The organism is Laedolimicola ammoniilytica (assembly GCF_025567165.1).
GTDB lineage: Bacteria > Bacillota > Clostridia > Lachnospirales > Lachnospiraceae > Laedolimicola > Laedolimicola ammoniilytica.
Genome location: NZ_JAOQKC010000027.1, coordinates 33682 through 46201, shown reverse-complemented (window position 1 = coordinate 46201; position 12520 = coordinate 33682). Strand labels below are relative to the sequence as shown.

Below are 12520 nucleotides of genomic sequence, written 5' to 3'. Positions count from 1 at the left end.
CCCATGCGTCCGGTGGAATTTAGTCACGCACACTGAACTCCAGCGGTCTCTTTTTCATGCCCTGAAACTGAGTATTTTTTGAAAAGACAGATTCATTATAGCAGAAATCCTTTGTTTTATCACTATAAGTGGTTTTAAAAATTAGAATTTTAAATATGGGATGGAATTTACTGCTGCACTGGAATTTCGGATTTCAAGTCAGCTCTTTTCCTACGAGCTTTGGACATGGCTTTCTCGTACATTTCTTCGAGGGAGACGCGCTTATGGTTGTAGTAAAGTTCAAGGACGGACATAGTAGAGCCGCAGTCAGGACATTTTAAAGGGTCATATCCAAATGAAAGAGAGATAGCCTGACGCCAGCGGTTAAAACTACGATAAATGTGATGTTTTTCGCGAGAAATAGCACGATGAAGGTTTTTGTCAATCTTACGGTGTCTGGCATAAAGACCACCATAGCGGATCATTTTGAAATGCTTTTCCGGTATATGTTGAATTAACCGTTCAATAAAGGTAATGGCGGGAACGGTTTCGACGATATATTTATTATCTTCATGACGGTTGTAGTGAAAGGTAACCAAATCACCGTCATAAGAATCAATGCGGGAAGTAGCGATAACAGGTATGCCAAGGTAACGACCGATGTAATTAAGAACGGTTTTGGAATCGCAACTGTTGGGCTTGGCATAAACATAGAAACCATTGGGATGATCTTCATAACGTTTGGCCTTTATTTTTTTGAATGAATTTCCAAGCTTATGTTGCATCTCGTTGAGTAGGGCGGAAAGGAAAGAATTTCGGAGGAAAGAAGACAATGAAGCAAGGAACGATCGTCTAAGAAGAAAGGGCGAAGATTTTCATCAATGGTAAAAACACAATGACGGTGAGTAACGTGAATGAGTTTAAAAGCCATGGAAGTAGTACGTTCCATAGAGTACTTATTACCACAGGTAGGGCAAAGCGGCTGTGACAGCGGAAAGGGACAAACTTGAGATTGCCGCAATGCTTACAGCCATACATGGCACCGCCGAAGGCGGGGTCACCACAATGGATCATTTTGTCCTGCATAGAAAATTTACAGAGCAAAACCGTGCCGGGATTGTATTTTTGTGAATTGTGTGTTATAATAAATTATCTTATCTGTGTTAGAACTAACAAGGATTGTGAATGGGAGCGGCAAATATATGATTAAAAACAATATTGAAGTAGATGTAAAAGTAAAGTGCATAGAGAATGGAACAACCCAAGCACGGATTGCGGAAACAATCGGAACTACAGGTCAGTATGTTAATCGCATCATCAAAAAGCAGGACAGTGTTGTGAATAAGACCTTCGTGCAGATGTTGGAGGCTTTGGGTTATGATATTGAACTGACTTATGTGAAACGAGATTAAAATCAAAAATAACTATTTGGAAAGGAACACATTATGAGTGATTTGATACCTTATGGTGAACAATTTAAAAAAATTGTTGATATTATTGAGTCTGCTAAAGAACGTGCATACCGCAAAGTGAATGAGGAACTGATTTTAATGTACCGTGATATAGGCGAATATATTAGCGTGCAGTCGGAAAATGCTGAATATGGTGATGCATTTGTGCAGAAACTGGCTGATTTCTTTGCAACGAATTATCCTGAACTGAAAGGATTTAATCGTCGTGGACTTTACAGAATGAAGCAGTTTTATGAACTTTACAAAGACAATGAAAAAGTGTCACCACTGGTGACACAATTGAGCTGGACGAATCATCTCAAAATCATGTCTGCGTGTAAGAGTATGGACGAACGTATTTTTTACATGAATATGTGTATTAAAGAGCGTCTTTCAAAAAGAGAATTGGAACGTCAGATTGACAGTGGATACTATGAAAGATATATGTTGTCACAAAAACCACTGACCCCTGCCATTGAAGAATCCAGAAGAGCAACAGGCAATGTTTTTCTTGATAATTATGTGCTTGATTTTCTTGATGTGCCGGAAACAGTATCTGAACGGGATTTGCAGAAGTCTATTATTCGAAACCTAAAGGATTTCATTCTTGAGATTGGCAAGGACTTCACTTTCATCGGTGAGGAGTATCGTGTACAGGTCGGAAAACACGATTATTATATCGATTTGCTGTTCTACCACAGAGGTCTTTCATGCCTTGTGGCTTTTGAACTGAAAATTGGAGAATTCAAACCAGAGTATATTGGCAAGATAAATCTTTATCTTGAAGCTCTTGACCGTGAAGTCAAAAAAGACAATGAAAATCCGAGCGTTGGTGTTATTCTCTGTGCAAGCAAGGACGATGAGGTTGTAGAATTTGCTCTCAGTCGTAGTTTATCACCAACGATGGTTTCTGAATATAATCTGAAATTGATTGACAAGAAACTGTTGCAGAAAAAATTGAAGGAATACATCGAATTAGCCGGAACGGTTTCTGAAGAAGAATAAAGTGGCACTCACTAATTAAATCAAGGAGCATATGAGCATGGAATATACAAGTAATGAAAAACAAATTCTCTCACTCATGGAGAGAACAGATTTTAAGAATATATCAAAAAGTGATGTGATTAGTTTTGCATCAAAACTCGGAGAATTGCGTCCCGAAGTGGCAAAGGAAGTTCTCGCACAGTTTCCTGAATTTGTTGGGTTGATGAAAACAACATTAACAGAATACAAAGGAATGCTTGACTCAATTGTTGAAAGTGATGATGATAGCATCAAGGAGTACTATGGTGTTGCTAATAAGGAAATGGATAGTGCAGCAGATAGTAGAAAGCAGTTTTATGATTTTGTTAAGCAAGTACAAGCTGACTGTAGCAAACTCTTAGATAATCCTAACCTTTCACCAGAAATGATTATGGAAATTTTAAACAGAGAGTCTGAATTAGTAAAGATGGCTAATGAGAAAGATAGTGAAATCAGAGAACAAGAAAAAGAAATCGAAGATAAGGTAAACAAAAAAGATACCGAAAAAGGAGAATTTAACTGGAAACTTGTGGGTGGAATCAGCATGGCTGTTTTAACCGTGGCAGGAATCAGTGCAAGTGTTCTTGGAGGTAAATTTGATTTTAATTTACCAAAGAAGGGTTGATGGAAGGTGTTTTAATGGACTTGTTATTAAATGACATTCTTCATTTATCACAAGAAGAAATTAAGAATAGTAAAATAGAATTTAATATGCAAGTTGGAAGTGGAGGACAACCATTTCTCGATAGATGGTTGAAACACTCGGAAGGAGAAAAAGCAAACGGTACATGCAAGGATTGTTCATATTAGGGTTGGTATGGAAAGCAGAGAAACGTCTATCCTGGACAATGGGTTTTTAGTTTTGCAAGAATGCCGGAAGATGAATGGTTGCTTATTTCGGCTGCACAGATAATAGATACTCCAGCTGATGATTGGGCTGATATTCAAGTGCTTGATAGATTTGTTTCATTATTCGGAAGGCTCATCATCAAATGCAAGAAAGGCAATACCTTCTCAAGATATGTATTTAATTTGAGCAAATATCTTGATCAGGCAATTGTTCGAGAGGTTCTTCCATGTGTTTATAGTGGTGAGAAGTTTGAAGGATATGACCATGTACATCTACCGTATCATAGATTATCTGACATTTTCAATGGTCGAATTCTTCCAATTTATTATGAAGCCTTGAAAAAGATTACAGGGGTGTATTGTCTTACGGATACCCATACTGGAAAACTATATATTGGATCGGCCACAGGAGAAGAGGGCGTAGCTCAAAGATGGGGTAATTATTTGGATTCAAAGCATGGTAGTAATAAAAAACTTATTGCACTTTATGAACAGAAAGGTGCAGAGTATTTTGAAAAGTATTTTACATATACCCTACTTGAATATTTTGGACTCTCGTATGATCCGATAAAGATTTTAGAAAGAGAACAATATTGGAAACGGTGCTTTGATACCATCAAGAATGGATATAATGATAATTAGTGAAGGGATAGCACTGAATGGAAAGAAAAGATGTTTATAGTTTTGCCGTGAAGTGGAACGAGAAATTTCGTGATTCAGACATTGATTATATAGAGTTGGTTGATCGCTACTTGGCAGATGATTGTTCAGCACTTGGATTTGAGATGGATTGTGGCCATGCTTTTGAAGAAAAATTTGAAAAAGCTGTATATGATGCAAGAGCCTTAGATACCATCACTGAAAATGTAAATGATATTTCTTTACTTGGAGCGGCTATATATTCCAGATGGAGATATTTCAATCATTGGGCATACGATGCAGCAGAGATACTTTCTATGCCTAACAGGAGCTGGTTCATTATTGCTCTTAATAGACTGGCTGAATTATGTAAAGATGAACAAGAAAAATAAGAGAATCCGTATATTGTCATGTTCGATAAATATGGCAACATCAAGGTTTTAATCGGTTCAACATACCGATTTTCAAGGGAAAATGCCTGTTCCACGATTGCCCTATACAGTAGGGAGTGACTAGGTTACTCGTTGAACAACCGAGCCAGCACGTTCCTGGCCGGGCATTTTAAAAGCATTTTTGAAACAAAATATCTGGAACCAGTGCTGCAGAATAAAAAGCTGGATATTCTGGAATTACGGGGGACGAATGAAAATCAGCAGAAAATATTAGTAAAGCTGCGGGCGGCTGCCAGGCTCCAGAATGAGCTGGATACGGAATTTCAGACCAGAAATCTGTTTTCGGAAATCTGGCTTTTGTTGGGAAAGTAGATTGCGCTTTTCAATTATGGAGAAAGGTCGGTTCAGACCATCCGTCAGGAGCGTCTGGTGCAGATGCTGGCCTTTATACACCATCATTATCCGAAAAAGCTGAGCCTGGACGAAATTGCCGGCGCCGCGTCAGTGGGAAAACGGGAGGCGCTGCGCTGTTTTCAAGCCTGCATGCAGAAGACGCCCTTCGAGTATCTGATGGAATACCGGATTGAGATGAGTAAAAAGCTTCTGAAGGATTCAGAGGAGACGGTAATGGAGATTGCCATGGCGACCGGATTCTCCAGCGCAGCTTATTACGGAAAGGTTTTTCGGGAAGCCTGCAAAATGACGCCGGGGGCTTATCGGAAAGAAAGCAGAAGAGAACGGTAAATCATAACTGCTTTTCGGATCCCGTTACAGATAAAAATACCGTCAGAATAATAAAACAGAATCCGCTAAGCTCCGGCAGGGAAAAGCGAGTTCCCAGAAACAGGGCGGAAAGTGCCGTGGCGGAGGCAGGTTCCAGACAGCCGATGAGGGTTGCCTTTACGGGGCCGATGAGCTTGACGCCCTCCAGAAAAATGGAGAAGCCAAGGGCTGTTCCGATGAGGACAATGGATGCCACAAGGAGCCAGGCCGTAGCGTCCAGGCCGGAGGGAAGCTGCCAGGCTTTTATGGCCAGAAAAAGTGTCAGGCCGCCGATGAGCATTCCCCAGCCGGTAACCATGAGATTTCCCCAGACTGCCACAACAGGCCGTGATAAAAGGGTGTAGGTAATAACGCCTATTGCGGCCAGAAGGCCGAAGATCAAGCCCGCCCCTGAGAGATTCATGTTGGCAGGATTGCCCCCGGCAGCGATGAGAAAAGTGCCGACCAATGCCAGAAAAACGGCAAGCAGCTGGCGACTTCCCATTCTCTTCCGATTCCGGATTGCCATGATGACAGCCATCAGAATCACGTTAAGACTCTGAAGCACTGTGGCCGTGGCGGAGTTGGAATACCGGATAGCGCAGAGAAAGGTGTACTGGCACATCAGAAGTCCCAGCAGGGCAAAGGCCAGAAGCTGTATCACATCTTTGGGTCTCGTCCAGATACGGAAAACATGGGCTTTATCTTTTGGAAGGGTAATCAGAAGCAGAAGAATACCGGAGCAGACCATACGGACGGCAGTCAGCCAGGGAGCCTCCAGCTGATAATGCATAAAAAGTGACTGGCTGCAGACGCCGGAGATTCCCCAGCTTAAGCTTCCCAGGGCTGCGTACAGAACCCCTTTGTGTGGTTGGAATGATTCATTTGCAGTAACTCCTTTTTGGGTTGATAGTGATATTATATTGCGGCGAAGAAATTCTTTATAGACTTATATTCGCGTAAATTTATAAAAATATTGCGCTTATAAAGAGTGTGTGCTATGCTTGCAGCAGGAGGATGCCATGAGAGCGAAAGAGATCAACCTAGATTCCGGGAAGCAGGAAATTATGAAAAATATCCCCGGATTTCCCATATCCTGTCATTTCAGCCGCTTTAGCTCAGATACCTATGACTTGATTGACTGGCACTGGCATGTGGATTTCCAGCTGTGTCTGACTGTGCAGGGGACGGTTCTGTGGAGTACCGAATCCTGTCGGAGCACAGTCCCGGAAGGAGAAGCGGTTTTTATCAATTCCCAGAGGACGCACAGGGCAGGAGCGCAGGGAGAAGAAGCGGCTTTCTTCTGCGTAAATTTCCCGCCGGATTTGATCTGCCCGGTCCGGGAGGGAAGCCTGTATGAAAACAGCGTGCTTCCGGTGCTGCAAAGTCCGGCCCTGAACCGGAAAGTGATAGATCGCCATACAGTACAGGGAAAAGAGATTCTGGCTCTTCTTACGGAAATGGCCGGAAGCTTTGAGGCAAAGGAAGAAGGTTATGAGCTTGAACTCATGGGAAATGTTTTTAAAATCTGGAAGCGGATGCGGGCACTTTTAGAGGAGGAACTGATCTGTCAGCCACAGAGGGCGGATATCCGGTTTCAGAAAATGCTCGGTTATCTGCAGAAGCATTATGCAGCGGAAATCGGTCTCGATGATGTGGCGGATCAGATTGGTCTTAGCCGGAGTGAATGCTGCCGGTATTTTAAGAAGCAGTCGGGACAGACCATTTCCGATTATCTGCTACGGTACCGGATTCACAAAAGCATGTATCTACTGGAAGAAACGGACAGCACCATTGCCCGGGTAGCGCAAAGCTGCGGCTTTTCCAGCCAGAGCTATTATACCCGAAGGTTCCGGGAGCTGACGGGAATGACGCCGAAGGAATATCGGCAGAAAGAGAATAAGAAAAGACAGGAGACAAAAGACCATGAATGTTACCATATATCTGGGGGCAAATGAAGGAAATGATCCGGCTTTAAAAACGGCTGTACAGGAGCTGGGAAGCTGGATTGGGGAAAGCGGCAATACGCTGGTATATGGCGGATCCAGAACCGGCCTGATGGGCGAACTGGCAGACAGTACGCTCACAGCAGGTGGAAGAGTGATCGGAATTGAAGCCCAGTGCTTTGTGGACGAGGACGTGCAGCATGAAGGCCTGACGGAGCTTCATGTGACGCCCACCATGGCGGAGCGGAAGGCGAAAATGATAGAGCTTGGAGATGCCTTTCTCGCCTTTCCGGGCGGCACCGGAACACTGGAGGAGATTGCGGAGGTCATGTCAAAGGTGTCTCTGAAGCAGCTTGACGCGCCCTGTATTCTCTACAACCTGAACGGGTACTATGACAGCCTGAAGGCGCTGCTGGAACATATGATTGCGAAGGGGCTTTCTTCCGGGGAACGGCAGCAGGGCATTTATTTTGCGGGGAATCTGTCAGAGATTCAAGAGATTCTGGGAACCACGTTTAAGCTGACGGTGAACGGGCGGAAGGTTTTGTAGGGGATAGCGTTGATTTTAAGATATGGAGGGGGATTGGAATGCAGGTTATCCTGAAAGATGAAATAACCCAAAAATTAAAGGAAGTTGGTTTGAAAAACGGAGATACCGTAATGGTTCATACTTCCCTGGGAAAGATGGGGTATGTCTGCGGCGGCGCACAGGCTGTGATTGAGGCGCTAATGGAAGTGGTTGGTGATTCCGGAACAATCATGATGCCCACACAGTCATGGAAAAATCTGGATCCAGAGACGGGGGTTCATTGGGAGGCAGATCAAAAGGACTGGCAGCTCATTCGGGACAACTGGCCGGCTTATGATAAAAATCTGACCCCGACCAATACGATGGGTGCTGTTGCGGAAATGTTCCGGCAGGTACCCGGCAGTGTCCGGAGCGACCACCCGGCTCGGTCTGTGTGCGCGTGGGGCAGATATGCGGAGTATCTGACGAAGGATCACGATCTGTCTAATATCTTTGGAGATGGTTCTCCGATTGGAAGGCTTTATGAGCTGGACGGAAAGGTTCTGCTGATTGGTACGGGGTATGATAAGAATACGTCTCTTCATCTGGCAAACGTGCGCGCGGAATATCCGGGCAAGCATACCTGTGTGGAACACAGCGCAGTGTCAGAAGCGGGGAAAGGAGTCTGGAAAGCCTACGAAACCCTGTTTGTGGATGGCAACGATTTTGAAAAAATCGGAGAGGATTTTGAGAAAGCGTATGCGGTTCCTGGGGTCCGGATTGGAAATGCCCTTGTCAGGCTGATGTATCAGAGAGAGCTTGTGGATTTTGCGGTGAAATGGATGGAGACAAACAGGGCGTGAAAACGTGTATCAGTCAACTAAGGAGGAGTTATTCATGGAGGTATATAAGAAAAGCTACACCGGGTTTGTGGTCTGGCTCATTGGATTCTGCGTGGTTGTGGTGGGCGCGTGCTTCCTGCCAAATCTTGGCACACAGCTTACGCTGGCTGTCGTAGATAATGCATCGACCATCGGCATTTTTATCCTGACTCTTTTGATTTATCAGACAGAGTCTGTCTATTGGTACAATGGCACCAGTTATGAGGATGCCAAAGCCGTAGGAAGTGAGAGGAGAAAAGCGTTCGCTCTGGCACATATGAAGCGGTTCGGATACCTTGCGCTGATATTTCTGGCGTATAGCGTGGTGTCACTTATGGTTGGAATTCCCTATGGATTTGACGTGGCGATTGCCTGTGCAGGAATTCTGATTGTGGCGCTCAGCACGATAAAATTGAAATTATAAAACAGGCCAGGGCATAACAAAAAACGGGAGTGAAACTCAGAAAAACAGAGTTCACTCCCATTTTTGTTAGCTTCGTACTTCCTGCTTTAATTCCTGATAGGTTTTTACAATGATGACAGCCGAGATGAGAAAGGTCAGGATATCTGAAACCGGCATGGAATACAGCACACCGTCCAGACCGAAAAATACCGGCAGCAGCAGGGCGAAGCCTACGCCGAATACCACTTCCCGGAACATGGACAGCAGCGTGGACGCCAGCGCCTTGCCTATCGCCTGCAGGAAAATGAAGCAGGCTTTGTTGATACATGCCAGAATCATCATGCAGAGATAGGTACGGAAGGCTTTGATGGCAAAATCCGTGTAGTAGCTGCTTTCATTGGCTGCGCCGAAAATGTCGATAAGCTGCTGGGGAAATCCCTCGGCCAGTACAAGTGCCACCGCGCCCACCAGCGCCTCGGCAATCAGCAGTCTGGTAAACAGCTCCCGTACACGCAGCTTCTTTCCTGCGCCCATGTTGTAGCCGACGATGGGGATACAGCCTGCGGCCATACCGACTACAATGGAGATAACGATCTGGAAAAATTTCATGACAATGCCCACTACGGCCATGGGAATCTGGGCATACTGCTCCTGTCCGAACACAGCGTCCAGTGAGCCGTATTTTCGCAGCATATTGTTGATGGCAGCCATTGCTGCCACGAGACTGATCTGGGAAAGAAAACTGGTAATGCCAAGGGTCAGCATGCGTCTGCAAATATTGCCCTGCAGGGAATAGTCGCCGGATGCAGGACGGATAATTTTCATATGTAAGAGATACCAGACGGCGAGAACTGCGGTTGCTACCTGACCAATCACCGTTGCCACGGCTGCGCCCATCATACCCCATTTACAGCCAAAGATGAAAATAGGATCCAGTATGATATTGATAACGGCGCCCGCCAGGGTGGAGACCATGGCAAATTTCGGGCTTCCATCTGCGCGGATAACAGGATTCATGGCCTGACCGAACATATAGAACGGAACGCCCAGGCTGATATAAAAGAAATACTCCTGGGAGTGATGGAAGGTTTCCTTATTGACAGTACCGCCAAACATGGCGATAATGCTGTCCGCAAAAATGAGGTATATGGCCGTCAAAGCAAGACTGCTGACAAGGATCAATACTACTGCATTGCCAACGCTGCGCTTTGCCCTGGCAGTTTCATTTCTGCCCAGTGCCATACTGACGAAGGCGCAGCAGCCGTCTCCGATCATGACGGCGATGGCAAGGGCAACCACGGTCAGCGGGAAAACCACGGTGTTGGCTGCATTGCCGTAAGAGCCCAGATAGCTGGCATTGGCAATAAAGATCTGATCGACGATGTTGTAGAGCGCGCCAACCAGCAGTGAGATGATACAGGGAATGGCATACTGCCGCATGAGCCTGTCGATATGCTCTGTTCCTAAAAACTGATTTCCGGTATTCATAATAATCTCCTTCTTTTTGATAAAAATAGAATTCTGCGAAGCAGGATTCTCCGCCTGTGGCGGGTCGCATTGGCGACATGATTCCATTCCGCCGCAGTGCGATAACATTTTTATGTAACAGGGGATTCCATCGGAATTTTTCCTGTTACATAAAAAATGCGTAAGCCCTGAGAATCTGGACTTACGCATTTCTGCTACTCGATGCAGGTTTTTCCTGCCATTGGATTATTATAACAGAGGAAAATGAAAATTTCAAAGGTTTTTTTGCAGGGGAATGAAAACGCAAGATTAAAGATAAGTTTTTCTCCCGGAGGGAATTGGTTTTCTCCCAAAACAGATATATAATTGGGAGAAAGAAGGGAACCTATGAGAAACTTTGACTATCACAAACTGGCAGAGAGAACGTGGGATAATGAAATCCTCTCTTATGTTGCTCAAATACATGAACATAAAGGCCGGCAGGAATTACTTCTTATGATGTTGTACGAGAATATGCGATGAATCACATCGGTACCTTTACGAAACAGAATACTCTGGAAGGATGCCCCAGTTTAGGCAGTTCCTCTGTCGAAGCAGCATTGAAAAAATTAGTTCAGGATGGGACGATTACGCGTCTTGGCTCCGGGCGCAAAACACATTATGTTAGAAGTGATGCATTGGAATAGCATCTCTTTCCAATAAATGGCTTTTCTCCATCTTTACAGATAGAAAAAATAGGTGTAACATAAAAGCAGTTTTACATTTTTACGAAAAGGCGGAGAACATACATGGATTATTCATTCAACACAAAATGCGTACAGGCCGGTTATACACCGGGAAACGGAGAACCGAGACAGATTCCGATTATCCAGTCCACCACATTTAAGTATGATACCAGCGAGGATATGGGAAAGCTGTTTGATCTGGAGGCAGAGGGCTATTTTTATTCCCGTCTGCAGAACCCCACCAATGATTATGTGGCGGCAAAGATCACAGCACTGGAGGGAGGAGCCGCAGGTATGCTGACCTCCTCCGGACAGGCCGCGAATTTCTTTGCCCTGTTTAATATCTGCGAGGCAGGCAGCCACATTGTGGCTTCTTCCAGCATTTACGGCGGAACCTATAACCTGATTTCTGTAACCATGAAGAAAATGGGCGTAGATGTAACCTTCGTGGATCCGGACTGTGCCGAGGAGGAGCTGAACGCGGCATTTCAGGAGAACACGAAAGCCGTATTCGGGGAATCTATCGCCAATCCGGCGCTGACGGTGCTGGACATCGAGAAGTTCGCAAAGGCGGCCCATGCCCACGGCGTGCCTCTGATTGTGGATAATACCTTTCCTACCCCGGTAAATCTGCGGCCGATTGAATGGGGAGCAGATATTGTGACCCATTCCACCACCAAATATATGGACGGACACGGAGCGGCTCTGGGCGGAGCGATTATTGACGGCGGCAAGTTCGACTGGATGGCCCACAAGGACAAGTTTCCGGGACTCTGTACGCCGGACGAGTCTTATCACGGAATTACGTATGCGGAAAAATTTGGAAAAGAAGGCGCGTTTATTACAAAGTGTACCTCTCAGCTGATGCGGGATCTGGGCTGTATGCAGTCTCCCCAGAGCGCTTTTATCCTGAATCTGGGACTGGAATCTCTGCACGTGCGGATGCCCCGTCATGTGGAGAACGGACAGGCGGTCGCGGAATTCCTGGAGCAGCATGAAAAAGTTGCGTTTGTAAATTATCCGACCTTGCCCTCCAATCCGTATTATGGGCTGGCGCAGAAATATCTGCCGAAGGGCGGCTGCGGCGTAGTTTCCTTTGAACTGAAGGGCGGAAGGGAAGCAGCGGAAAAGTTCATGAAAAACCTGAAGCTGGCGGCCATTGAGACCCATGTGGCCGACGCGCGGACCTGCTGCCTGAATCCGGCCAGCTCCACCCACCGCCAGATGAACGACGAGCAGCTTGCCGCGGCAGGAATCCCGGCGGGACTGATTCGGATTTCCTGCGGCCTGGAGGATAAAGCGGATCTGATCGCGGATATCGCGCAGGCTCTGGACGCTATCTGAATGGAAGAAAGATGAAAATGAGAACCGATCCTCCGGGAAAAGGAGGATTGGTTCTTATTTTTTTCTTGCATTTTCATCGTTGTGTGTTATAATACTTCAAAAATGAATTATTCAAAAATGAACTACTAAAAAGAAAGGAAAGAAGCTATGG

The 12520-nt window shown here is 45.4% G+C and carries 15 protein-coding genes and 1 pseudogene; 13 read left to right on the top strand and 3 right to left on the bottom strand.

The features are described from left to right. Positions 1-167: 167 nt before the first annotated feature. Positions 168-1059 (bottom strand): annotated as a pseudogene (locus tag OCV63_RS15285) (transposase); the annotation flags it as partial. Between the two features lie 122 nt (positions 1060-1181). On the opposite strand from OCV63_RS15285, the gene OCV63_RS15280 reads away from it, so the two are divergent. From OCV63_RS15280 to OCV63_RS15245, 8 genes are all read left to right on the top strand, one after another. Next, the gene (locus OCV63_RS15280) at positions 1182-1391 is read left to right on the top strand and encodes a helix-turn-helix domain-containing protein (RefSeq protein WP_117914316.1); all 210 of its coding nucleotides are present in this window, start codon (positions 1182-1184) and stop codon (positions 1389-1391) included. Between the two features lie 33 nt (positions 1392-1424). After that, on the top strand, positions 1425-2435 hold the full coding sequence (locus OCV63_RS15275; RefSeq protein ID WP_158365166.1) for a PDDEXK nuclease domain-containing protein: 1011 nt from the start codon (positions 1425-1427) through the stop codon (positions 2433-2435). 37 nt (positions 2436-2472) lie between these two features. Then, on the top strand, positions 2473-3078 hold the full coding sequence (locus OCV63_RS15270) for a hypothetical protein (protein ID WP_158365165.1): 606 nt from the start codon (positions 2473-2475) through the stop codon (positions 3076-3078). Continuing rightward, the gene (locus tag OCV63_RS15265) at positions 3078-3263 is read left to right on the top strand and encodes a hypothetical protein (RefSeq protein WP_158365164.1); all 186 of its coding nucleotides are present in this window, start codon (positions 3078-3080) and stop codon (positions 3261-3263) included. Before OCV63_RS15270 ends, OCV63_RS15265 begins: the two co-directional genes overlap by 1 nt. A gap of 60 nt (positions 3264-3323) precedes the next feature. Then, positions 3324-3944 carry a GIY-YIG nuclease family protein gene (locus OCV63_RS15260; protein WP_158365163.1) on the top strand — a complete coding sequence of 207 codons (621 nt, stop codon included), beginning with the start codon at positions 3324-3326 and terminating at the stop codon, positions 3942-3944. Between the two features lie 17 nt (positions 3945-3961). Continuing rightward, the gene (locus OCV63_RS15255; RefSeq protein ID WP_158365162.1) at positions 3962-4333 is read left to right on the top strand and encodes a hypothetical protein; all 372 of its coding nucleotides are present in this window, start codon (positions 3962-3964) and stop codon (positions 4331-4333) included. Positions 4334-4465: 132 nt separating this feature from the next. After that, positions 4466-4705: a hypothetical protein gene (locus OCV63_RS15250; protein ID WP_262670906.1), complete on the top strand. Its 240-nt coding sequence runs from the start codon at positions 4466-4468 to the stop codon at positions 4703-4705. A 63-nt stretch (positions 4706-4768) separates the two neighbouring features. Continuing rightward, complete coding sequence (locus OCV63_RS15245) at positions 4769-5077, top strand: helix-turn-helix domain-containing protein (RefSeq protein ID WP_158365161.1); 309 nt, start codon at positions 4769-4771, stop codon at positions 5075-5077. 1 nt (position 5078) lies between these two features. Here OCV63_RS15245 and OCV63_RS15240 read toward each other — a convergent pair whose 3' ends face one another. Next, a complete protein-coding gene (locus tag OCV63_RS15240) occupies positions 5079-5951 on the bottom strand; it encodes a DMT family transporter (RefSeq protein WP_262670908.1) in 873 nt (290 codons plus the stop codon). Between the two features lie 166 nt (positions 5952-6117). On the opposite strand from OCV63_RS15240, the gene OCV63_RS15235 reads away from it, so the two are divergent. From OCV63_RS15235 to OCV63_RS15220, 4 genes are read left to right on the top strand one after another with little or no spacing between them, the layout of a single operon-like run. Next, positions 6118-7053 (top strand): AraC family transcriptional regulator, encoded by a 936-nt coding sequence (locus OCV63_RS15235; protein WP_158365159.1) that lies wholly within the window; start codon positions 6118-6120, stop codon positions 7051-7053. Further along, the gene (locus tag OCV63_RS15230; protein ID WP_158365158.1) at positions 7022-7591 is read left to right on the top strand and encodes an LOG family protein; all 570 of its coding nucleotides are present in this window, start codon (positions 7022-7024) and stop codon (positions 7589-7591) included. Before OCV63_RS15235 ends, OCV63_RS15230 begins: the two co-directional genes overlap by 32 nt. Before the next feature lie 38 nt (positions 7592-7629). Next, the gene (locus tag OCV63_RS15225; protein ID WP_158365157.1) at positions 7630-8412 is read left to right on the top strand and encodes an AAC(3) family N-acetyltransferase; all 783 of its coding nucleotides are present in this window, start codon (positions 7630-7632) and stop codon (positions 8410-8412) included. A 34-nt stretch (positions 8413-8446) separates the two neighbouring features. Then, complete coding sequence (locus OCV63_RS15220; RefSeq protein WP_158365156.1) at positions 8447-8854, top strand: hypothetical protein; 408 nt, start codon at positions 8447-8449, stop codon at positions 8852-8854. A gap of 66 nt (positions 8855-8920) precedes the next feature. Here OCV63_RS15220 and OCV63_RS15215 read toward each other — a convergent pair whose 3' ends face one another. Further along, positions 8921-10321 carry an MATE family efflux transporter gene (locus tag OCV63_RS15215; protein ID WP_158365155.1) on the bottom strand — a complete coding sequence of 467 codons (1401 nt, stop codon included), beginning with the start codon at positions 10319-10321 and terminating at the stop codon, positions 8921-8923. A 767-nt stretch (positions 10322-11088) separates the two neighbouring features. Between OCV63_RS15215 and OCV63_RS15210 the strand changes: the two genes are divergently transcribed. After that, entirely contained in the window at positions 11089-12369 is a 1281-nt protein-coding gene (locus OCV63_RS15210; protein ID WP_158365154.1) for an O-acetylhomoserine aminocarboxypropyltransferase/cysteine synthase family protein, read from the top strand. The last annotated feature ends 151 nt before the right edge of the window (positions 12370-12520 follow it).

Coding starts and splice junctions, on each gene's coding strand:
- OCV63_RS15220 (WP_158365156.1), top strand. CDS start 8,447: ATGGAGGTATATAAGAAAAGCTACACCGGGTTTGTGGTCTGGCTCATT.
- OCV63_RS15245 (WP_158365161.1), top strand. CDS start 4,769: ATGCTGGCCTTTATACACCATCATTATCCGAAAAAGCTGAGCCTGGAC.
- OCV63_RS15275 (WP_158365166.1), top strand. CDS start 1,425: ATGAGTGATTTGATACCTTATGGTGAACAATTTAAAAAAATTGTTGAT.
- OCV63_RS15215 (WP_158365155.1), bottom strand. CDS start 10,321: ATGAATACCGGAAATCAGTTTTTAGGAACAGAGCATATCGACAGGCTC.
- OCV63_RS15235 (WP_158365159.1), top strand. CDS start 6,118: ATGAGAGCGAAAGAGATCAACCTAGATTCCGGGAAGCAGGAAATTATG.
- OCV63_RS15270 (WP_158365165.1), top strand. CDS start 2,473: ATGGAATATACAAGTAATGAAAAACAAATTCTCTCACTCATGGAGAGA.
- OCV63_RS15225 (WP_158365157.1), top strand. CDS start 7,630: ATGCAGGTTATCCTGAAAGATGAAATAACCCAAAAATTAAAGGAAGTT.
- OCV63_RS15230 (WP_158365158.1), top strand. CDS start 7,022: ATGAATGTTACCATATATCTGGGGGCAAATGAAGGAAATGATCCGGCT.
- OCV63_RS15280 (WP_117914316.1), top strand. CDS start 1,182: ATGATTAAAAACAATATTGAAGTAGATGTAAAAGTAAAGTGCATAGAG.
- OCV63_RS15265 (WP_158365164.1), top strand. CDS start 3,078: ATGGAAGGTGTTTTAATGGACTTGTTATTAAATGACATTCTTCATTTA.
- OCV63_RS15255 (WP_158365162.1), top strand. CDS start 3,962: ATGGAAAGAAAAGATGTTTATAGTTTTGCCGTGAAGTGGAACGAGAAA.
- OCV63_RS15260 (WP_158365163.1), top strand. CDS start 3,324: ATGCCGGAAGATGAATGGTTGCTTATTTCGGCTGCACAGATAATAGAT.
- OCV63_RS15210 (WP_158365154.1), top strand. CDS start 11,089: ATGGATTATTCATTCAACACAAAATGCGTACAGGCCGGTTATACACCG.